Source organism: Armatimonadota bacterium, assembly GCA_016869025.1.
Classification (GTDB): Bacteria; Sysuimicrobiota; Sysuimicrobiia; order Sysuimicrobiales; family Humicultoraceae; genus VGFA01.
Genome location: VGFA01000006.1, coordinates 42,905 through 64,696 on the forward strand (window position 1 = coordinate 42,905; position 21,792 = coordinate 64,696).

General features: G+C 67.0%; 17 protein-coding genes. 3 read left to right on the forward strand and 14 right to left on the reverse strand.

Translation table 11 applies throughout. The features are described from left to right. Positions 1–61 precede the first annotated feature (61 nt). From FJX73_05390 to FJX73_05400, 3 genes are read right to left on the reverse strand one after another with little or no spacing between them, the layout of a single operon-like run. The gene (locus FJX73_05390; GenBank protein ID MBM3470209.1) at positions 62–1,999 is read right to left on the reverse strand and encodes a hypothetical protein; all 1,938 of its coding nucleotides are present in this window, start codon (positions 1,997–1,999) and stop codon (positions 62–64) included. A gap of 6 nt (positions 2,000–2,005) precedes the next feature. Further along, positions 2,006–2,995, reverse strand: coding sequence for an MBL fold metallo-hydrolase (locus FJX73_05395; GenBank protein ID MBM3470210.1), 990 nt, complete (start codon positions 2,993–2,995; stop codon positions 2,006–2,008). Between the two features lie 37 nt (positions 2,996–3,032). Beyond that, complete coding sequence (locus tag FJX73_05400; protein ID MBM3470211.1) at positions 3,033–3,812, reverse strand: SDR family oxidoreductase; 780 nt, start codon at positions 3,810–3,812, stop codon at positions 3,033–3,035. A 95-nt stretch (positions 3,813–3,907) separates the two neighbouring features. On the opposite strand from FJX73_05400, the gene FJX73_05405 reads away from it, so the two are divergent. Continuing rightward, on the forward strand, positions 3,908–5,734 hold the full coding sequence (locus FJX73_05405) for a long-chain fatty acid--CoA ligase (protein ID MBM3470212.1): 1,827 nt from the start codon (positions 3,908–3,910) through the stop codon (positions 5,732–5,734). Between the two features lie 10 nt (positions 5,735–5,744). Here the strand turns inward: FJX73_05405 and FJX73_05410 are convergent, their stop codons facing one another. The 7 genes from FJX73_05410 to FJX73_05440 all read right to left on the reverse strand — a co-directional run bounded on the left by FJX73_05410 (position 5,745) and on the right by FJX73_05440 (position 11,159). After that, positions 5,745–6,164, reverse strand: a complete 420-nt coding sequence (locus FJX73_05410; protein MBM3470213.1) for a type II toxin-antitoxin system VapC family toxin — start codon at positions 6,162–6,164, stop codon at positions 5,745–5,747. Further along, positions 6,161–6,451 carry a type II toxin-antitoxin system prevent-host-death family antitoxin gene (locus FJX73_05415; GenBank protein ID MBM3470214.1) on the reverse strand — a complete coding sequence of 97 codons (291 nt, stop codon included), beginning with the start codon at positions 6,449–6,451 and terminating at the stop codon, positions 6,161–6,163. The genes FJX73_05410 and FJX73_05415 overlap by 4 nt, the downstream gene beginning before the upstream one ends. A gap of 96 nt (positions 6,452–6,547) precedes the next feature. Next, a complete protein-coding gene (locus tag FJX73_05420; GenBank protein ID MBM3470215.1) occupies positions 6,548–7,381 on the reverse strand; it encodes an ABC transporter ATP-binding protein in 834 nt (277 codons plus the stop codon). Next, positions 7,378–8,148 carry an ABC transporter ATP-binding protein gene (locus tag FJX73_05425; protein ID MBM3470216.1) on the reverse strand — a complete coding sequence of 257 codons (771 nt, stop codon included), beginning with the start codon at positions 8,146–8,148 and terminating at the stop codon, positions 7,378–7,380. The genes FJX73_05420 and FJX73_05425 overlap by 4 nt, the downstream gene beginning before the upstream one ends. A 62-nt stretch (positions 8,149–8,210) precedes the next feature. Next, positions 8,211–9,410, reverse strand: a complete 1,200-nt coding sequence (locus FJX73_05430) for a hypothetical protein (GenBank protein MBM3470217.1) — start codon at positions 9,408–9,410, stop codon at positions 8,211–8,213. Positions 9,411–9,444: 34 nt separating this feature from the next. Then, entirely contained in the window at positions 9,445–10,359 is a 915-nt protein-coding gene (locus FJX73_05435) for a branched-chain amino acid ABC transporter permease (GenBank protein MBM3470218.1), read from the reverse strand. Further along, on the reverse strand, positions 10,317–11,159 hold the full coding sequence (locus tag FJX73_05440) for a branched-chain amino acid ABC transporter permease (GenBank protein MBM3470219.1): 843 nt from the start codon (positions 11,157–11,159) through the stop codon (positions 10,317–10,319). Before FJX73_05440 ends, FJX73_05435 begins: the two co-directional genes overlap by 43 nt. A 179-nt stretch (positions 11,160–11,338) precedes the next feature. On the opposite strand from FJX73_05440, the gene FJX73_05445 reads away from it, so the two are divergent. Together FJX73_05445 and FJX73_05450 are read left to right on the forward strand one after the other, a co-directional pair. Then, positions 11,339–13,384, forward strand: a complete 2,046-nt coding sequence (locus FJX73_05445) for a 2-oxoacid:acceptor oxidoreductase subunit alpha (GenBank protein MBM3470220.1) — start codon at positions 11,339–11,341, stop codon at positions 13,382–13,384. A gap of 3 nt (positions 13,385–13,387) precedes the next feature. Beyond that, entirely contained in the window at positions 13,388–14,257 is an 870-nt protein-coding gene (locus FJX73_05450; GenBank protein ID MBM3470221.1) for a 2-oxoacid:ferredoxin oxidoreductase subunit beta, read from the forward strand. Positions 14,258–14,293: 36 nt separating this feature from the next. Here FJX73_05450 and FJX73_05455 read toward each other — a convergent pair whose 3' ends face one another. The 4 genes from FJX73_05455 to FJX73_05470 are packed head-to-tail and all read right to left on the reverse strand — an operon-like array spanning position 14,294 to position 21,486. Next, positions 14,294–15,982: a long-chain fatty acid--CoA ligase gene (locus tag FJX73_05455; protein MBM3470222.1), complete on the reverse strand. Its 1,689-nt coding sequence runs from the start codon at positions 15,980–15,982 to the stop codon at positions 14,294–14,296. A gap of 52 nt (positions 15,983–16,034) precedes the next feature. Further along, positions 16,035–17,813, reverse strand: coding sequence for an acyl-CoA dehydrogenase (locus FJX73_05460; GenBank protein MBM3470223.1), 1,779 nt, complete (start codon positions 17,811–17,813; stop codon positions 16,035–16,037). 13 nt (positions 17,814–17,826) lie between these two features. Beyond that, positions 17,827–19,002: an acetyl-CoA C-acyltransferase gene (locus FJX73_05465; GenBank protein MBM3470224.1), complete on the reverse strand. Its 1,176-nt coding sequence runs from the start codon at positions 19,000–19,002 to the stop codon at positions 17,827–17,829. Between the two features lie 54 nt (positions 19,003–19,056). Continuing rightward, positions 19,057–21,486 (reverse strand): 3-hydroxyacyl-CoA dehydrogenase/enoyl-CoA hydratase family protein, encoded by a 2,430-nt coding sequence (locus tag FJX73_05470; GenBank protein MBM3470225.1) that lies wholly within the window; start codon positions 21,484–21,486, stop codon positions 19,057–19,059. Between the last annotated feature and the right edge of the window lie 306 nt (positions 21,487–21,792).

Here is a 21,792-nt window from a genome sequence, read left to right on the forward strand (position 1 = left end):
AAAGCATGGGCGACAGGTGATTGGGTCGGATGTTACCATGGGCCCTCCGGCCGGTCAACCGCTACTCCTCGGTGCCGGCGTTGACCCGACGGAAGCGTTCGATCTGCTCGAGCAGCCCAACCACCGTTACCTGGTCGCCCGGCAGCAGGACGGCTTCCGGCGGCGGGTTCCAATGGGGCTCTTCTCCGGGCCTCTCGATGCCGACCACCGTCACGCCGGTGCGTTCCCTGATTCGTATGCGCCGCAGCGACTGGTGCGCGAGGGGTCCCTCGACGACCCGCACCGTTGCCGCCTGGAGCAGGGCAACCCCGGACACGCCTTCTAGCGCCCGCGCGCCCGGCCTCTCCAGCTCGCGCAGCCGCCGGAGGTAGGTGCGCACCTCCTGCGAGGGCACTGCCAGGCGGTGCAGGGCATGGTCCACGAGCGTCATCCCTGCCTCGATCTCCGGGAGGATGACCTCGGTGGCCCCTGCAGCCAGCAGCCCCTCCCGGTCGTCCCGCGAGTGGGCCCGGGCGATGACCGCGGCCCCTGGGTTCAAGCCGAGCACCTGGCGGGTCGCCAGCGCGGCTTTGACGGTGTCGGGGATGGCCAGCACCGCCAGACGCACGCCCGAAGCGCCGGCCTCGCGCAGTGCGATCTCGTTCGCCGCGTCTCCCAGCACGGCTGGGATGCCGCGGCGCCGCAAAGCCCGTACAACGACGGGGCTGAAGTCCACCACCGCAAACGGAACGTTGAAGCTCTCGAGCGCTTCTCCAACAGTGCTCCCGACGCGGCCGTATCCGGCGATGAGCACCGCGGGCGCGCGCTTCACCGGCTCGACCGCAGGTTCCTGCGCCCACCGGTCCGCCCATCGCTCCAGTGGTCGGCTGCGCCTGAAGACCAGCGCGTTGACCACCAGGGTCACAAGCGAGGTGGCCAGAACGGCGCTGTATACTTCTGCCGACAGCAGGCCTACCGCCCGCCCCAACTGGGCGACGACGAAGGAGAACTCACCTATCTGGGCCTGGCCTATACCAACGGCCACGGCGACCGGGAGAGGGCTCCGAAACACCAGCGCCAACCCTATCCAGACAACGGCCTTGGCGAGCAGCACGACCCCTACCATCTGCAGCAGCAGGACGGGCCGTTCCAGGAGCGACCTCACGTCTATCAACATTCCAAGTGAAACGAAGAACACAGCGACGAACAGGTCGCGCAGCGGCAGCACGCGGGCCAGCGTCTCCGTGGTGTACTCCGATTCGCTGATGGCCAGTCCGGCCAGGAACGCGCCGAGCGCCAGCGAGAGCCCGAGGCCTGCTGAAAGCGCCGCGGTGCCGACCCCGATCGTTACAGCCACCAGCACGAACAACTCGGTGTTCTGTGCGTGAGCGATCCGCCCAAGCAGCGCAGGGACAAGCCGGTCGGCCAGCAGGAAGAACGCGGCGAGGACCGCTGCTGCCTGCGCCATGGCAATCAAGAGACCTGCCGCAGGCGCGCCCTGCGCTGACGCCAGCGCGCGGATGAGGAAGAACGCGGCAATGACCCCCCCGTCCTGGGCGAGAGAGATTCCGATGGAGGCCCTGCCCACCGGTCCGTTGAGGTCACCACGTTCCGCCAGCAGCTTCGCCAGGGCCATCGTGCTGCAGTTCGCCAGCGCCAGGCCGACGACCAGGCCGGCGGCGAGGGATAATCCTGCCGCGACCATCAAGGAGGCCGCAAGGCCGGTGATCACCGCTGCCCCGACCGGCGCGCCCAAAAACGCCAGGGCGCGGACCTTCCAGAGCTCGCGCAGCGAGAACTCGACGCCCAGCGCAAACATGAGCAGCACCACACCGAACTCGGCAAACAGATGAAACGTGGCGGTGTCGGAGATCCTGGGGCCTGCAATCGCGGTGATCAGCAGCCCGCCCACTATGTAGCCCACGAACGCCGGCTGTCTCAGCCACTGCGCCAGGGCGCCGCCCACCACCGCCGCGATGAGCAGAAGGGCCAGGTCGCGGAAGAAGACGCCTTCTGTCATGTCAGTCTACGTTGAGGCACGGGGAGACGGCTCCAACGCGTAGTGCAGGATACCGTCACGTTGCTCGATCGCCAGATGGCCCGCTTCTTCGATCAGGTCCAGGTGGCCCAGCACCTCGGACAGCCCAAGGATCAGGTTGGCCGGGCTAAGATCTGGAAACCAGGCGGCGGCAAGCTCGCGGAGCGTCCACGCGCGTCCGGCGAGCATCTGCCCCAGGCGGTCCTTGCGTGCCTCGTGGTGGAGCAGTAGCTCGCGGACCCGCCGCGCGGGCTCTGGGATCGGATCGCCGTGCCCCGGGTACGTGATCGCGGGCTCCAGCGCTGCGATGCGCCGCAGCGAGCGGAGCAGCGATGGAAGGGTCCGGATCCGCTGCCCATTGCCGTCGAACTCCACCAGGGGGTTCGGGCTTATCTCCTCGAGCAGCAGATCGCCCGAGATCAGCGCGCCGCCGTCCCAAAGGCCGTTCCAAAGGCAGATGTGCCCCTGCGCGTGGCCCGGGGTGTGCAAGACCTCCAGCGTGCCGTCTGCCAGGGGAACCAGAGTGCCATCGTCGAGCAGGCACGCCGGCGTGATGGGATCGAGCTGGCCGCGGTACCTCCGCAAGACATCCAGCAGGGCCTCGGCCACGCCGGATGGGAACCCGGCTTCGCTGATCAGTGCCCGCATCGGCTCCACGAACGCGCGATCCCCGGTCAACTTGGGGAGGTCGGCCCTGTGGGCACAAACCTCGGCGCCGCTCTCGCCGGCTATGGTGGCAGCCAGCCCAAAATGATCTATGTGTCCGTGGGTGATCACCAGACGCTCGATCTCCTCAAGCCGCACACCGACCCGCTCCAGGCATGACCCGGCCCGCTCCAGGCCATCCCGCAGGGCAGTCAGCGCCTCAGGGGTCTTGGGTCCGCAGTCCACCAGCGTCACCGGCGGGCCGGGCAGCAGGTAGGCGTTGACCGGACCGACCGGGTAGGGGGTGGGCAGGGCCAGGGGTATGATACGCATGGGCGCGTTCACTCGGCGCGCGTGTCTGCCCGGTCCACTACGCGGCCATCATCCCGCCGTCCACCGCCAGCACCTGGCCCGTGATGTATCCGCCAGATGGCGACACCAGGCAGAGGACCGCACCGAGCAGGTCTTCGGCCCTTCCGATTCTGCCTATGGGGATCCTGTCGAGCAGCGCCTGGCCCGCCCGTTCGATGACGGCCTCGGCCATCCGGGTCGGTATGAAGCCAGGCGCGATCGCGTTGACCGTCACCCCGTGCCGGGCCCACTCCACGGCCAGCGCTCGGGTCAGGGCGACCAGCGCGCCCTTGCTCGCCGCGTATCCGGATGCCGCGAGAATCTCCGGCGGCGAACCCGCCAGAGCGGCCACCGAGGCCACGTTGAGGATGCGGCCGTATCCCAGGGCTATCATGCCCCGGCCTACCGCCTGGCACATCAGGAAGGCGCCGGTGGCGTTGGCCTCGATCACCTCGCGCCAGCGCTCCAGCGGCATCGTCTCGGCCGGTGCGCCCCAGGTGCGGCCGGCGGCGTTCACGAGTATCGAGAGATCGCCCACCGCGGATTTGGCCGCCGCGACGGTTCGGGCGACCTGCTCCGCGTCGGAAACGTCCGCGGAGAACGCGGCGCAGGTCACGCCGGCTTCGCGCAGGGCCTTCTCCGCGGGCGCCAGCCACTCTGCCCGGCGCGCGACGATGGCCACCCGGGCGCCGGCCCCTCCGAGCGCCCGCGCGATCTCAAGGCCGATGCCGCGGGAGCCGCCCGTGACGAGCGCGGCCTGATCCCGCAGGCTGAAGAGCCCATCGAGCAGGGTGTTCATGGTGTTCATGGGGATTCATTCCGGCCTGGCGCACGAACTCCTGTTCTCCCGGCGGCAGGAAGCACGGCGCCAGCGGAGTATCACAAGCATTACCTATGGTCATCACCCAGCCCCGTCCGGTACTTACCAGCACTGTCCCCGGCCTCTTCTTCGCCCAGGCCGCACGCCAGCCCGCGCGCGTCGCGTTGCGGCGAAAGCGCTTCGGGATCTGGCACCGCATCACCTGGGAGGAGTACGCCGGAGCGGTGCGGCACGTGGCCAACGCCCTGCTGTCCCTCGGCGTGCAGCGAGGCGAACGGGTCGGCTTGATCGGCGAGAACCGGCCGGAGTGGCTGTTCGCCGATCTCGGCATCCAGTCCGCCGGCGGCGCAACGACCGGGATCTACACCACCAGCAGCCCCGAGCAGACCCACTACATCCTGGAGCATGCCGGCTGCAGGGTGTTCATCGTAGAGAGCGAGGAGCAGCTCGACAAGGCCCTGGAGATCCGCGACCGACTGCCTCTCCTCGAGCACATCGTCGTCATGGACCCCGAGGGCCTGCGGACGTTCCAGGACCCCATGGTCATGATGTGGGACCAGTTCCTCGCGCTCGGGCAGGACCACGCGCGCCGCCGCCCGTATGCCCTGGACGAGCGCATGGTCGAGATCCGGCCCGAGGACATGGCGGTGCTCATATACACGTCCGGGACGACCGGGCCTCCCAAGGGCGCGATCCTGACCCACCACAACATCGTCTGGACCACCGAGGTTCTCGACAAGGCAAACCCGGTCAGTTCCACCGATGAGCTCCTCTCGTACCTGCCGCTGTCGCACATCGCGGAGCGGCAGTTCTCGGTGTTCCTGCCGATCCGGTGGGGTTACACGGTCAACTTCATCGAGAACGTTGACACGGTAATGCAGAACTTCGTCGAGGTGGCGCCCTCGCTGGTGTTCGGGGTGCCGCGGATTTGGGAGAAGATCTTCTCGGTGGTTACCCTGCGCATCAAGGAGAACGATATCTTCAAGCGGGCTGCATACTGGGCCGCGATCGGGCTGTCGTACCGGGCGGCACGCAGGCGCTTCTCGCGCCGCGCCGTGCCTGCCTGGCTGCACGCGGCCGTCCGGTTGGGCGACGGGTTGGTACTGCGTCCGCTGCGGCACCGCCTGGGCCTGAACCGGGTCCGCGTAGCGTACTCGGCCGGCGCGCCGATCTCGCCGGACCTGCTGCTCTACTTCTGGGCCCTGGGCGTGCCCATGCGAGAGATCTACGGCCAGACCGAGGACTCGGGGCCGACCTCGATGCACCAGGGTGACGCGGTCAAGCTCGGCACCGTCGGTCACCCAATCCCCGGCGTCGAGATACGGATCGCCGAGGACGGCGAGATACTGGTACGCGGCCCCAATGTCTTCGCCGGCTACTTCCGCGACCCAGAGGCCACGGCCGCGGCGCTGAAGGACGGCTGGCTCTACTCGGGCGACATCGGCGAGTTCGACGAGGAGGGCTATCTGCGCATCACCGACCGCAAGAAGGACCTCTTCGTCACCTCGGCGGGCAAGAACATAGCCCCCCAGTACATAGAGAACAAGCTCAAGGCGAGCCCGTACATCAACGACGCGGTCGCGATCGGCGACCGCCAGCGCTACATCGTGGCCCTGGTGGTGATTGACGAGGAGAACGTCACCAAATGGGCACAGGACCGGCGCCTGCCGTTCACGACCTACAGCGATCTGGCCGCCAATCCCGACGTGAGGGCGCTGATCGAAGGCGAGGTCGCCGAGGTCAACAAGACGCTCTCCTCGCCCGAGCAGGTGCGGCGCTTCGCGATCCTCCAAAAGCGGATGTACGCCGAGGAGGGCGACGTGACGCCGACCCTCAAGGTGAAGCGGAAGACGATCATGGAGAAGTACAAGGACGTGATCGCGGAGCTGTATCGGGGGTAGAATTCCCAGGCTAGGGCAGAACCGCCATACCCTCCAGGCGAGCGGCCTCTCGGAGCCGGTTGTCCAGAATCACCGCCTCGCTGCCATCAGCCCCTCCAGCCCATGTGAGCGCTGCGGCGAGCTGCAAGGCGTCGTGCGCGCGGAATGGGTGAAACCGGAGCAGACGGCTCGCATGCCGGCGGACTTCCTCCCCAGGGGAGATCTCGTTCCACGCGCGCTGATAGGCCAACAGGATGGCTCGCGCAGCCTCCTCCCCGGCGAGATCAATGACGCCCTCCCTCCGGAGGCGGGCGAACGCCGACCAGCACTCCACCGGTGACGCCCACCAGGCGGCGATTTGCGGATCGCGGGAGAGGATCGCTCGGACGGCTGCAGTGCTGGACTCCATGAGGCACAGAGGAACCAGCGCCGACGCGTCCCAGAACTTCATCTCCCCTCCCGCCGTTCCTCAATCAAAGCCGCCAGTGCGCGCCCCTCGGGGTCTTCTGGTCGTGGCCAGTCCCAGATGTCGGGCGGCAGCGGCGCGATTGGGGGTCTGGCTAATCCCACCCTGACAAGCTGCTCGATTCTGGCATCAGGCTGCTCCTGAGGGGCAATGGGGGTCAACCGTGCTATGGGCCGGCCCCTATCCGTCACCGTTATTTCCTCTCCGGCTTTTACGGCCTCTAGGTGCTCGCTGAGGCGGGCCTTCAGTTCAGTTATCGGCACGCGCTTCAAAGCAGTTCACCCCCGACAGGGCAAGATGGGTCTATACGACTAGTATAGTCAGACAATGGTGACTTGTATAGTTTGGGGTGGTTGTGAAACGGTCTGCTACGCCCAGCGCCGCCTGACCTTGAACCGCCGGAAACCCTTGACCGACTCCTCCCGGACCATGCCGAGGTAGAGCTCCTGCACGTTCGGGTCGGCCTCCAGACGCGTGCTGATGCCCTCCAGCACGATCCGGCCGCTCTCCAGCACGTAGCCGTAGTGCGCGACCCCCAGCGCCTGCCGGGCGTTCTGCTCGATCAGGAGCATGGCGGTCCCCGCGGTGTGGATCTCCCGGATGATCCGGAACACCTCGCCCACGATGCGGGGGGCGAGGCCCAACGAGGGCTCGTCTAGCAGCAGCAGCTTGGGCCGGCTCATCAACGCGCGCGCCAAGGCGAGCATCTGCTGTTCGCCGCCGGAGAGCGTGCCCGCGAACTGCCGGCGCCGCTCGCGCAGCATCGGGAAGCGGGCTTCCATCGCCTCGAAGTCGGCGGCCACGGCCCCATCGCTGCGTGGATAGGCGCCCAGGCGCAGGTTCTCGTGCACGGTCAGCTCCGGGAAGATGCCGCGGCCCTCAGGGATGTACGCCACCCCCAGCCGGGCGATGTCCTCGGGGTCCCATCCGTTGACGCGCCGGCCCAGGACCTCGATGGTGCCTTTCTCCGGCTGGTCCGGGATGTACCCCATGATCGTCTTCAGCAGCGTGCTCTTGCCCGCGCCGTTGGATCCCAGGATGGTGACTACCTGGCCGGAGAGGACCTCCATTGAGACGCCGCGGAGCACGGTCAACCGGCCGTAGTAGGCCGTCTCGACGTTGCGGACCCGCAGCAGCGGATCGCCCGCGGTGCGCCCCGCGGCCCGGGTCTGCCCGTCGCGCGCGCCGCCGGCGTCCGTCATGCCGTTTCCCCCAGGTAGGCGGTTATCACGGCCGGGTCGCGCTGGATCACATCCGGCGTGCCCTGCGCTATCTTCACCCCGTGATCGAGCACCGCGATCCAGTCCGAGATCCCCATGACGATCTTCAGGTCGTGCTCCACCAGCACGACCGTGATGCCCCACTCCTCCCGGATGTCCTTGATCCTGAAGACCAGATCGGCCTTCTCCTCCGCGGTCATGCCCGATGAGGGTTCGTCGAGCAGCAGGAGGATAGGTTCCGTGGCCAGCGCTCGGGCTATCTCGACCAGGCGCTGCTGGCCCATGGGAAGATCGCCCACCCGACGGCGGCGGGTCGCCTGGAGGTCGAGGAAGTCCAGGATCTCCTCGACCCTGCGGCGGTGCCGCACCTCGTCCCGCTTCCACCGGGGCGTGCCCAGCGCCGCGTCCACAAATGAGGTCTTGATGTGCAGGTGGCGTCCGAGCATCACGTTGTCGAGCACCGAGCTGTTGCGGAACAGCTCGAGGTTCTGAAAGGTGCGGGCGATGCCGCGCCGGGCCACTGCGTCGGGACGCCGTGGCAGCGGCTCATCCTGGAACCGTGTTACCCCGGCGTCCGGCCGGTAGAGCCCGCAGATGCAGTTGAAGAGCGTCGTCTTGCCGGCGCCGTTGGGGCCGATCACAGAAACCAGCTCTCGCGCGCCCACGGCTAGGTCCACGCGGTCGAGGGCGGCGATACCGCCGAACGCGATTGAGAGGCCCGTGGTTTCCAGCAACGGCTGCGCGTTCATCTCAAAGAGTCCGTCCCGGGAAGGAAGCGGGCCGGGGGCTCTGCCCCCGGCCCGCCGCATCGCTAGAACTTCTTGGGGTACGTGTACCAATCACTCAGCTTCGTGTACTGGCCCCTTTCAGACTTGACCATGAACATCCGATTGATGCCCTGCCGGCTATCTTTGGTGAAGCTCACGCCCCTTATCATCTCGCCGTCCCAGTTCTTGATCGTTTCCATGGCCTCGACCAGGCGTTCCTTGGTCAGGGCGGGCCCGGCGCGACGTATGCCCTCGAGGAACGGCTCGACGAACGAGACGCCTGCGGCCGCGTTGAAGGGGAGGCGAGCCAGCGCCGGATTGATGCGCGTGATGGTGGCCAGCGCCGCGTCCGTGCGCGCGTCGCCCATTCCCGGCATCGGCATGTAGGTGGCGAGGTAGATGTTGTTCCAGGCCTCGCCGGCGAGCATGAACATCATGGGGTCCATCAGGGTGAAGGTGGACATGAGCGTGGGCTGGTACCCCACCTTGGCGATCTCCCGCACGATCAACGCGCCGCGCCGCGGGTCCGCGTAGATGATGAGCGTGTCAGCGCCGGACTCCTTGAGTTTCAGCGCCTGGGCGGTCACCTCGGCGTCAATGACCTCGTAGGAGACCTGCGCCACCAGCTTTGCCCCCTTGGCCTGGAACGCGTGGACGCCCCGCTTGACGCCGAGCAGCCCCTGCTGGCCGTAGAGGTCGTTCTGGTAGAAGACCGCGATCTTCTTCGCCTTGAGGCTCTCCACCCCGTACTTGGTCAGGAAGATGCCTTCATCAACGTAGCCGGGGTACGTGATGAACACGTACCGGTTGCGCTCCCGCATGCCTGCCCACATGTCCGCGCCACAAGCCGGGGTGATCCAGAGCGTCTTGCTCTCCACCATGAAGTCGCGGTTGGCGTAGCAGTTGGCGGTGCCGATCTGGGAGACGATCCCAAACACGCCGTCCCGCTCGACCAGTTCGCGCACGTTGGCCACCGCGCGAGGCGGAAGATAGGCGTCGTCCCGGATCAGGAACCGGAAGGTGCGGCCGTTGATGCCGCCTTGTGCGTTGATGTGACGGAGCCATGCATCAATGCCTCCCCCGACCCCCATTCCCCATGGGGAGGCCGGGCCGGACATCGGCATGGAGGTGCCCAATACGATCTCGGTGGGCGTAACGCCTCGTTCGGCTGGCTGGCCGACAGCCGCGGTCCCCAGGGCCGCCACGACTGTCATTGCGATAATCAACCTGGTCAGAGTTCTCATTCGCGCTCCCTCCCAGCGTGTCGAGTCTCCGATCTCATACCCTCCTGTGGTACACGCGGCCGAGCAGGCCTTCGGGCCGGACTAGCAGCACAAGGATGATCACGGCGAAGGCCATCGTGGTCTTGAACTTGAACGAGATGTACCCCGCGAACACGCTTTCGGCGATCCCGAGCAGGAATCCCCCTAGGACGGCCCCTGGGAGACTGTCCATCCCGCCCATGACCGCCGCCGCAAACCCCTTGAGGAACGGGTCGAGCATCATGAAAGGGTCGAGGAAGACCACCGGAGCCAGAAGCACGCCGGCAGCCCCTCCCAGGGCCCCGGCAAGGCCCCATGTGAGGGCGTAGATCCGGCGGGCTGGGATGCCCAGTGCCTGTGCCGCGTCGGCGTTCTGCGCGACCGCCCGCATGGCCAGGCCGACCTTGGTGCCCTGTACCAGGACATACAGCAGGGTCATCAGGACAATCCCGGTGACGATCGTGCCCAGACTCGTCTCGCTGACGACGACCTGCCCCACCCGGTAGATCCGCGTGTCCGAGAGAGGGAAGGGGAACACCAGCGTTTCGGTTCCCCAAACGACCTGCACGGCGCCGCCGAGCACCAGGGCGAGGCCCAGGGTGAGCACGATTTTGCCCAGGAGCGAGGCTTCCTTTGCGGGCCGGAGTACGAAGAAGAAGAACAGTACCCCCACCAACGCCGCCGCGGCCAGGCCGCCGGCCACCGCGAGCGAGAACGGCAGCTTGCGGCCGAGCAGGGTAAACGCTACGAAGGTTCCCAGGGTCGCGATGTCGCCGTGCGCGAAGTTCAGCACCCTGGAACTGCGGTAGAGGAGCACAACGCCCAACGCTACCAGCGCGTAGAGACTGCCGGTCGCGAGGCCCCCTACCAGGTACTGCGCCAGTTGTGTCACAACGGCCAGGCCTTGAAGTACATCTTGATCCGCATCCACCGGCCATAGATCCCACGTGGCTCAACCATCATCATGAGGATGATAGCCGCGCCGTAGAAGATTGGGAGCCACTGCTTGAGCCCGCTCAGGTAGTGGGGCAGGAGCGTCAGGATGACGGCGCCGATGATCGCGCCGGAAACCGTTCCCAGCCCTCCGATGACGACCATCGCGAAGTAGGTGATGGACTCAAGGAAGGTGAACGACTGGGGCTCCAGGTGCCGCAGCGCCTGCGCCACGATGGCGCCCGCGACCCCGGCGTAGGCGGCGCTGATCGCAAACGCCAGGGTCTTGTACCAGAGCAGGTTCACCCCGGTAACCTCGGCGGCGATGTCGCTATCGCGGATGGCGGCAAATGCGCGGCCGACGTGCGACCGGGCAAGGTTGTAGCCGACCCACGAGAGCACGACGGCCGCGCCGACAGCCACACAGTAGAGCTGCTGGGTTGGCGTCAACCCGGCGATTCCCAAGGACAGTTGCTGGATCGGCAGGCCAGTGCGTCCGCCGGACAGCGCGGTCCAGTTGACGAGCACCTGGTAGACGGCGATACCGAATCCCAACGTTGCGATGGCCAGGTAGGGGCCTGTCAGGCGAAGCGCCGGCAGGCCGACGAGGAAGCCGAATCCGGCGGTGATCGCCGCCGCGCCGACCCAGGCCGCGTACCAGGGAAGCCCGAGCCGGGCAGCCAGCAGACCCGAGGCATAGGCGCCGATGGCCACGAAGCCGGCATGTCCCAGCGAGATGAGCCCGGTGAACCCGACCAGCATGTTCAGGCCGACCGCCACGATCACGTTGGCCGCCATCAGGATGGCGATGAAGAGGAGATAGCCCAGGCCCACCCTGGGCAGGAGGAAGGGCAGGGCAAATAGCCCGGTCAGCAAGGTCCCGACCGCCAGCCAGCCCGTCGCTCCCTTAACCTGGTAGAGGTCGTCCTGATACCGTTCCAGCAGGTCACTCGACACGCTGATAAGGGGGATTCGCGCTGTTCGGGAAGAAGCCCTGCTTCCCTCTCGTTGTCAGGGTAGGTCGAAGCGGATTCGTTTCCTTTGGGCCATGCTATACTCTACCCATCCGTGTCTCCCCGATCTCAGCGCGGGCTCGCCCGCACATCGCCGCCCGCGCCGGTAGAAAGGACCGAACCCAGGTGGTTGTCAACAACCTCAAGCTGCTCGTAGGGGGTGTTCAGCTCCGCGACGCGGTTACCACGGTCACAGACATCCTCGGGAAGCTGTTCGTACGGGCCGGGCTGCACGTCCTGGCCATGGAGAGGGGATACGCCTCGACGATCTACGGCGCCCATCAGTTCGATCCGATGGTCGTAGCGGCGACCCCCCCGCTCTCCTACGGCGACGATCGCACCGACGTCCTCGTATCCCTGGAGCACGACACGAACCCCGACTCCCCAATCAAGCCCAACCGCGACACCATACTGCGGCACGGCAAGAACCTGAAGGAAGGCGGGGTCTTGATCTACGACAACAGCACCGAGACCGTGGAGGTCGGCGAGCTCCAGGCGCGCGGGGTCAAGGTATTTCCTCTGCCCGCCCGCCAGATCGCGCAGCGCGAACTCAAGATGGAGGTAACCAAGAACACGATCGTCACCGGCGCGCTGCTGCGCCTGCTCGAGTTCGACATGGACTACGCCCTGTTCGGCGCCTACCTGGAAGGGCGGTTCCTGAGCAAAGGGCGTGGGGTCGTTGACATCAACCTCGAGGCCGCGCGCCGCGGCAGGGCCGCGGTTGAGGAGATACTGTCGAGCAACGGCTGGGATTCTGTTGGCTACCGGCTGGAGCCGCAACCATCCTCGGTTCCCAACCTGCTGCTGACCGGCAACGAGGCGATCGCGATGGGTTCCATCCTGGCGGGCTGCCGGTTCTATTCGGGTTACCCCATCACACCGGCCACCTCGATCCTGGAGTTCTTAGAGAAGCACCTGCCGCGATACGGGGGCCGGGTGCTGCAGGGCCAGAACGAGCGTGAATCCATCCGGGCGGCGATCGGCGCCAGCATCGCGGGGGTCCGCAGCGCCGTCGGATCGTCGGGGCCCGGGATCTCCCTGAAGGTCGAGGAGTTCGGGCTGGCAGGGGCCACCGAGACGCCGCTGGTCATCGTTGACACGCAGCGGGCAGGCCCTGCGACCGGCATGCCCACGAAGAGCGAGCAGGGCGACCTGGCGATGGCGATCTACGCCGGACACGGCGAGATCCCGCGGATCGTGCTCTCGGCAGGGACCATCGAGGAGTGCTACTCGCTCGCGTTCGAGGCGTTCGACCTGGCCGACAAGTACCAGTGTCCGGTCTTCCTGCTCAGTGACCTGACCCTCACGGACGGTCGCAAGAACCTCCCCGAGACCTACTTCACCGAGAACCAGAAGCCCGTGGTCCGCCACGGCCTGGTGCGCGCCGCGGACCCCGGTGGCGACGGCTACAAACGCTTCGCGATTACCGAGTCGGGCATCTCCCCGCGCAGCATCGTGGGCACGCCGGGCGCGATCTTCAAGGTCAGCGGGACCGAGCACGATGAGACCGGGTTGATCACCACCGACCCTCCCAAGCGCAAGGCGATATTCGAGAAGCGGATGCGCAAGATGCAGACCTACCTTAAGGAGGACGCGAAGCCGCCGCAGGTGTTCGGTTCTCCCGACGGCGTTCCGCTGCTGATCGGGTGGGGATCAACCAAGATGCCGCTGCTGGACGCGCAGGCGCGGCTCAGGTCGGAAGGAATGGAGACGTGCGTGATCTACTTCACGCACATCTGGCCGTTCCCGGTCCACCTGGTGGCGCCCCTGCTGCGGCAGGGGTCCGTGCTGATCGTCGTCGAGCAAAACTACTCCGGACAGCTCGCGGACGTGATCCAGCAGGAGTGTCTGATCGAGACGCGCCGCGTTCTCAAGTACAACGGGCGGCCGTTCTACACGGCGGACATCGCCGGGGGCGTGCGCCAGGTGCTCGCCGGAGGCCCGGGCGTCGTTCGGGTGGGCGAAGAGGCGCCGGACGCCGCTGTTGAGACAGTACCGGAGGGGGACTAGGGCATGAGCGTCGCGTCGCCGGAGGCCGCTCGGCTGTGGGAGCAGAACGCGTTTCCCAGGCACCGTATCCAGTGGTGTCCGGGATGCGGTGACTTCGGGGTCCTGGCCGCGCTGAAGATGGCCCTGATGAGGATAGGCGTAATGCCGCACGAGGTCCTCCTGGTTGGAGGGATAGGCTGCTCGGGCCAGACCCGCAACTACCTCAACGGCAACGGATTCCACGGCACTCACGGCGGTCCATTGGGATATGCTCTGGGCGCCAAGATGGTCGCCCCCGACCTCACCGTGATCGCGCTGGCCGGGGACGGCGACACGCTGGCCATAGGCATGGAGAGCTTCATCCATGTCTGCCGCCGCGACCCGGCGGTGACGCTGATTCTCATGAACAACGGCGTCTACGGATTGACCCGCGGTCAGGATTCCCCTACCACGGGCCTCGGCAAGATCATGGAGGAGCACACCGAAGAGCATCCACCGTTCGTTGATCCGGCGCGCCTGGCGATCACCGCGGGCGCGACCTTCGTGGCGCAATCGTTCTCCGGGGACCCAAGGCACTGTGCCGACATCTACGCCCAGGCCTTCCGGCACCCCGGTTTCGCCATGGTCAACGACTTCTCGCCGTGCGTCACATACAACAAGTTCAACACCGCCGGATGGTACAGGGAACACTCCGAGCACGTCCCCGAGGGACACGACGTATCGGACAAGGCCGCCGCGTGGGCGCTGCTAGACGATTTCGACCGGAGGGGGAAGCTGCCGCTGGGCATCATCTACCGCGCGCCCAGGCGCAAGAAGGCCCACGCGCGGCTTCCGATCTGGGAGGAAGAGCTTGCCGGGATAGACCCCGAGCCGATGTTCAGCGTGTTCCGCTAGGGCTGCCGCCAGAGTTGCCCGGCTGGGGTTGCCGGGCTAGGGCTGCCCGGCGCGGGCTTCTTCGGCCAGCACCCGGCGCAACACCTTTCCGATCAGGGACTTGGGCAGGCTCTCCCGGAACTCGATCTCTTTCGGGACCTTGTATCGGGCCAGACGCTCCCTGCAGTGGGCGAGGATCTCCTCGGCCGTGGCCTGGGCCCCTGGCCGCAGCACCACGAAGGCCTTTCCTACCTCACCCTTGTGAGGGTCGGGCACTCCCACCAGCGCCGCCTCCATCACCGCGGGGTGCGCGAAGAGCACCTCCTCAACCTCCCGCGGGTAGACGTTGAGGCCGCCGGTGATCAGCATCTCCTTCTTGCGGTCCACTATGTAGAAGAACCCGTCCTCGTCCATCCTGGCGACGTCGCCGGTGAACAGCCACTCGTCGCGCAGCGCCGCCGCCGTCTCGGCCAACTTGTTCCAGTAGCCGGCCATCACCTGCGGTCCCCGCACGACCAGCTCGCCGGCCTCGCCGATCGGCAGCGTGATGGTCCCCCCATCGAGGTCCACGATCCGCGCGTCGGTGTCCGGCACCGGGATGCCGATGCTGCCGGGCTTGCGCAGCCCTACCAGCGGATTGACATGGGTCACCGGCGAGGCCTCGGTGAGCCCGTATCCCTCAACGAGACTTCCTCCGGTGACGCGCTCGAAGCGCGACTGCACCTCGGAGGGCAACCCCGCGGCCCCGCTTATGCACGCGCGAACCGAGGTGAGGTCATGGCGGCCGACCGAGGGATGGCTGGCCAGCGCGTTGTAGAGAGTTGGGACGCCTGGCAGCTGGTCCGGCTTGTAGCGGGAGATGATCTTGAGGACGGCCTCCGCCTCGAACCGCGGGAGGAGCACCATGCGGCCGCCCTTCAGCAGGGTGCCGTTCATCACGACTGTCATCGCGTAGGAGTGGAAGAGCGGCAGCACGCCCACGGTCGTGCCGGTCGCGTCCGGCGGCGTTACGTACCAGTGCGCGCTCTGGTAGGCGTTGGCCACCAGATTGCCGTGGGTGAGCATGGCGGCCTTGGGTGTGCCGGTCGTGCCTCCGGTGTAGAGCAGCACCGCTGTGTCGGTGCTCCTTTGATCTGCCTGCACCGCCAGCGGAGCCCCGGCGGCCACGGCATTGAAAGGACGCGTTGTGGCATCAGGGGTGATCCTGGGCCACTCACCGCGACGTCTGGCTCGCAGGGGATACAGCAATCGCAGCGGCGCCGGGAAGAACTCGTTGATGCGCGTAACGATGACGTGCGCGAGGCGGCTGCCGGCCTTCGCGGCCATGACGCGCCATGCGAACAGGTCGAGCGTCACGGCGATTGAGGCCCCGCTGTCGGCGAGCTGCCCGGCGATCTCCCGTTCCACGTAGAGCGGGTTGAAGGGCACGACCACGCCGCCGGCCTTCAGGGTCCCATAGTAGGCGATCACGAACTGAGGACAGTTGGGCAGGTGGAGCGACACCCGTTCGCCGCGCTGCAGGCCGAGCGCCTGGAGGCCTCCGGCAAACCGGTCGGCCAGGTCGCGCAGCGCCTTGTAGGTCAGGTCGCGGCGAAAGAACGTGACCGCCGGGCGGTCGGGATACCGCTCGGCGGCATCGTCCAGCAGGTGTTGCAGCGGCCGGGCCGGGTAGGCGATGGTCCTGGGCACCCCTGGCTCGTAGTGCCGAAGCCAGGGCCGAGATTCCAGAAGGGCCTGGTCCTCCATGATCAGCCCGGGGCCGCCGGAGCCCTGCCCGCCCGCTGCCGCACCCGTACTCCTACGCGACGTACTTCCCCGCGTTGATCACCGCCCCGGCGATCTGGCGCCCGAGTCTCACCGTGTTCACCGAAGGGATCTTGAGGAACCGGCGCAGACCGGACAGCATGGTACGCAGGGTGTCGCCGTCCTCGGTGGCGGCCAGCACCCTGCGCGCGTTGGTCTCGATGCGCGGCAGCGCGTCGTCGAGGAAGTAGGCGGCCATCGCGGCCTGCAACCCCGCGGAAGCCCCGCCGCGGGCAGCGGTCCTGGCGGCCCGCAGCACCGCGCTCTCGATGGCGAACAGATCGATCGCCATGTCGGCTATGCCGCCCAGGATCTCCTGCTGGTTCTCCAGTTCGGTAAGGTACTTCTGGGTCGCGGCTCCTGCGGCAAACAGGAATGCCCGGCGCGCAGCATCCACCAGGCGGCGCTCTTCGGCGAGAGGCCCGGCAACCACGCCCTCTCCCCCGACATTTGGGGAAAGCATCTCGCCGGCCACCTTCTGCGCGGCCGCGAACAGCCCCAAGCGGCCCTTCTGCGCCCGGCGCAGCAGCATTGCCGGGATGAGCAGCCGGTTGATCTCGTTCGTGCCCTCGAAGATCCTGTTGATGCGCGCGTCCCGGTAGGCCCGCGCCACCGGGTACTCCTCCACGAAGCCGTAGCCGCCGTGGATCTGCAGCGCCTCGTCCACGACCGCGTCGAGCACCTCGGAGCAGAAGACCTTGTTGACCGAGCACTCGACCGCGTACTCCTCCAGCGCCGCGACCACCTGGCTGCTGTCGTGGGCCTCGCCGCCCAGCGCCTCGCTGATGAGGCCTCCGGTCCGGTAGAGCATGCTCTCGGCGGCAAAGGTCGCCGCGGCCATCCGTCCAAGCTTCTGCTGGATCAGGCCGAACTCGGCGATGGCCTTGCCGAACTGCTTGCGCTCCTTCGCGTAGACGACGGCCTCGCGCAGCGCGAAGCGCGCCCCACCCACGCACCCCGCCGCCAGGTAGAAGCGGCCGACGTTGAGGATGTTGAAGGCAATCTTGTGTCCCTGGCCGACCTCGCCCAGCAGGTTGGCGGCCGGCACACGCGCGTTCTCGAGGAAGATCGAGGCGGTCGAGGTGCCCTTGATCCCCAGCTTGTGCTCTTCCTCGCCGATCGTGACCCCCTCGGTGCCCCTTTCCACGATGAAGCAGGTGTGGTGCTCGCCGTCCACCTTGGCGTAGACCAGGTAGAGGTCGGCCATCTTCGCGTTCGTGATGAACTGCTTGACGCCGGTGATCACGTAGTGCGAGCCATCCGGGCTGCGCGTAGCGCGTGCGCGTATGGCCATCGCGTCTGAGCCGGCGGTGGGCTCGGTCAGGGCGTAGCTGCTGACCCACTCGCCCGATGCCAGTTTGGGCAGGTACTTCTGCTTCTGTTCCTCGTTGCCGAAGAACACGATGGGCAGCGTCCCGATGCCGGTGTGCGCGCTTACCATGGTCGCGAACGAGGCCGCCGAGCTCATCGCGTCCTTGATGACCAGCGCGGAGATCTTGTCCAGGCCGCCCCCACCGTAGGCCTCGGGCACGTCGGCTCCCAGGAAGCCCAGCTCCCCAAACCCGCGGAACTGCTTGACTACCAGGTCCCAGTTGTGCTCGTCGGTCTCTTTGATATGCGGCTGGACTTCCTGTTCTACGAACTGCTCGACCGTGCGCTGGACCATGCGGTGGTCGTCCGTCAGATCCTCCGGGGTGAAGACCGCCTCCGGGGGCGTGGGCCCGACGACGAATCCGCCACCGGGGATCGCGACCTGCGCCGACTTAGCATCCATGGGTTCGCTCCTCCTATGCCGCCTCGAAGATACCCGCTGCGCCCATACCACCGCCGATGCACATCGTCACCATTCCATAGCGCGCCTTCCGCCGGCGCATCTCGTGCAGCGCGGTCGCCGTGAGCTTCGCGCCGGTACAGCCCAGCGGGTGGCCAAGCGCGATGGCTCCGCCGTTGACGTTGACCCGATCCGGATCCAGCCCTGCCAGCCGGATCACGGCCACACCCTGCGCCGCGAAGGCCTCGTTCAGTTCGATCACCCCGATGTCGTCGAGCTTCAGCCCGGCCAGGGACAGGGCCTTTGGGATGGCCTTGACCGGGCCGATGCCCATCTCCTCCGGGGCCACCCCGGCCACCGCAAAGGAGCGGAGCATGCCCAGCGGCTTTGCCCGCAGCCGCCTGGCACGTCCGGCGGACATGATCACAGCCGCGGCCGCGCCGTCGCTGGTCTGCGAGGAGTTGCCCGCTGTGATCGTCCCCTTTGTGGAGAAGGCCGGCCTGAGCTTGGCAAGCGCGGCCATTGAAGTGTCGGCGCGCACGCCCTCGTCCGCCGACAGGGTGATCTCCTCACGCCGAGGCCGGCCGTTGTCCGCGGTCCACCGCGTGGTGGAGACCGGCACGATCTCCTCGTCGAACCTGCCCGCCTGCTGGGCGGCGGCCGCGTTCATGTGGCTGCGCAGGGCGAGCTGGTCCTGGTCTTCGCGAGAGACGCCGTACCGCTCGGCCACGATCTCCGCTGTCAGGCCCATGGAAAGGTAGACTTCCGGCCAGTGCTCCGCGAAGTAAGGATTTGGAGCGTACTTGTTCCCGGTCATCGGGACCATGCTCATACTTTCGGTTCCGCCGGCCACAACGATCTCGTGCTGCCCGGTCATGACCTGGTGGACGGCTACGGCGATCGCCTGCAGGCCCGAGGAGCAGTACCGGTTGATGGTCATCCCGGAGGTGGTGATGGGCAGGCCGGCGCGCAGCGCCACCACCCTGGCCACGTTCATCCCCTGCTCTGCTTCGGGGAAGGCGCAGCCAAGGATGCAATCCTCGACCTCCTGGGGATCAAGCCCCGCAACCCGCCGCACCGCCTCCCGGACGGCAATGGCGGCCAGCTCGTCTGGCCGGGTGTCCTTCAGCGCTCCGCGCGGCGCCTTGCCCACCGCGGTACGTACGGACGAGACGATGACTGCTTCTCTCATCGCAAGGCCCCTTTCTTGATCCGGCGCCCTGTGGGGCCGGCAGAAAATCCCCCGCTAGTTGCGCAGCGGCTTTCCGGTCTGAAGCATGTGCCGGATGCGATCCAGGGTTGCCGGCATCCCGAGCAAACTCAAGAACGCCTCGCGCTCAAGGTCCAGCAGGTACTCCTCGGACACACGGGTGCCCTCGGGCACGTCCCCTCCACACATGATGAATCCGAGTTTCCTGGACACCACGATGTCGTGATCGGTAATGTATCCGCCGGTGCGCATGATGTAGAGCAACGACTCGATCGCCGCGAAACCACGCGATCCGATCACCCGGATCAAACCGGGCTGAGGCGGCCGGTAGTTACCCCTCACAAGCGCCAGCGCCGCGGCCTTGGCGTCGGAGAGCAGCAGGTCGCCGTTGACCGTGACCCCGTCGGAGGGGCGCAGGAAGCCCAATCGCCGGGCGTCCTCGCCCGAGATGGACACCTTGGCCATGGCAATGTTCTCGAACGCCTTGCGAAGGAGCGGGAGCAGGTCGGCGGAGGAATCCTCCGGCGCCGCGGCCGCCACCCGCTTGGTCATCTCCATCGTGCCGCCGCCGGCCGGGATGAGGCCGACCCCGGCTTCGACAAGCCCCATGTAGGTCTCCGCGGCGGCCTGTATGTGCGCGCAGCCCAGGCAGAACTCCACGCCGCCGCCCAGCGTGCGTCCGAACGGCGCTGCGACAACCGGCGCGACCGAGCGCCGCAGCTCCATCGTGGCGCCCTGGAACTGCCGGACCACGAAGTCCAGATCCTCCCAGTTGCCCTCCTGGGCCTCCATGAGGATGAGCATGAGGTTTGCGCCCACGCAGAAGTCGGACCCCTGGTTGCCGATGACCAGGGCGTCGAAGTCGGACCTGACCCGCTCCAGCGCCCGGCGGGTCATGACGATGATGTCCTCGCCGATGGCGTTCATCTTGGAGTGGAACTCCAGACAGGCGACCCCATCGCCCAGGTCTACCAGGCTGGCTCCCGCGTTCCCCTCCACGGTGCGGCCGCGCGACTTGAGGTGCGGGAGCAGGATGCGGCCTTCCAGTCCGGGTTCCGGCAGGTACGTCGCCGATTCCAGATCAAAGTAGGTCCGCCCATCTGCCCCGTCGCGGTACCAGGCCCCGGCCCCACGCTCGCGGACCTGGCGCAGGACTTCCGGCATCTCCTCGCCGGGCGGCAGCAAGCGGTCGGCCGCCCCGATGGCGGCAAGGGCGTCCCACTGCTCGAACGGTCCATGATCCCAACCGAACCCCCAGCGCAGGGCGCGATCCACGTTGACCACGTCGTCGCTGATCTCAGGAATGCGGCGGGCGGCGTAGACGAGCACCGCTCCCGTGAGCCGGCGCAGGAACTCGCCGTACTTGTCTTCCATGGCCAGCAGCGCCGCCACCCGCTTCTCCGGTTCGGCGATCGACTTTGCCGCCTCCAGCGCCCCGGTAGACAGCCGCTTGCGCGGGCGGTACTCGAAGGTCCGGTAGTCGAGGGTGAGGATGTCCCCGTCCTGCCGCTTGTAGAACCCGCCGCCGGTCTTCTCGCCCAGCCACCCGCGCTTGGCCATCTCGGTGAGGATCGCCGGGGGAACGTAGATGCCGCGCTCTTCGTCATCGGGCAGGTTGCGGTGCGAGTTGGAGGCCACGTGCAGGAGCGTGTCCAGGCCGACCAGGTCGCCGGTCCGGAAGGTCGCGCTCCTGGGGCGGCCCAGGATCGGCCCGGTCAGCTCGTCCACCTCGTCAATCTCGAGGCCGAGGTCAACCATCAGGTGGATCGCCTTCAGCATCCCGTAGGTTCCGATGCGGTTGGCTATGAAGTTGGGCGTGTCCTTCGCGTAGACGATCCCCTTGCCCAGCAGCCGCTCGCCCCAGCCGGCGACCGCTTCGGTTACCCACGCGTGCGTGTGCGGCGTGGGGATGAGTTCCAGCAGTTTCATGTACCGCGGTGGGTTGAAGAAGTGAGTTCCCAGGAAGTGAGCGCGGAACTCCTGGCCCGACTGCTCGGCCACCGCGGCGACGGGCAGGCCGCTCGTGTTGGTGCTGACGATCATGCCGGGCCGCCATCTGGCCTCGACCCGAGCCAGCAGGTCGCGCTTGATGGCCAGGTCCTCCACCACCGCCTCGATGACCCAGTCCGCGTCGCGGATCAGGTCCAGGTGGTCCTCGAAGTTGCCCGTGGTGACCAGGGCGGCCCGATCCGGAGAGTAGAACGCGGCCGGCTGGGCCTTGACCGCGCGCTCCAGCCCGGTGCGGGCGAACCGGTTGCGCACCTCGGGGGCATCAAGCCCCAGCCCGCGCTTGCGCTCGTCGTCGTTCGGCTCCTTTGGGACGATGTCCAGGAGCACCGTGGGTATGCCGACGTTGGCCAGGTGCGCGGCGATCGTGCTGCCCATGACACCCGCGCCCAGGACGGCGGCGCGGGTAAGACGCATCTTGCGACTGGCGGTGGGCGCAGTAGCAGTAGAGGAGATCATTGAGGGGGTCACCTTCCTGCTCTTAGGTGACTTGCTATGTTGACTTCGTCGCAGGGGGCGTGCGCTCCTTGCGGCTACGACCAGCGATTATCAGGTTCTTCACCTTGTTCGCCCTTGGTCCATGGCCAGGGCGAACGCGGACCGATGCGCGGGCGCTTGTTTAGGGAACCCTGGGCAACATCAGCAGGACTGACGCCCGCCGTTGATATTTGAAGTCCAGTTGTTTCTTCCTGGGCGGAATTTCTGGCTTTCTTTTATCACTGAACCGTGATACGCTCAATCCAGAAATGAGCCTGATGAGTGAAC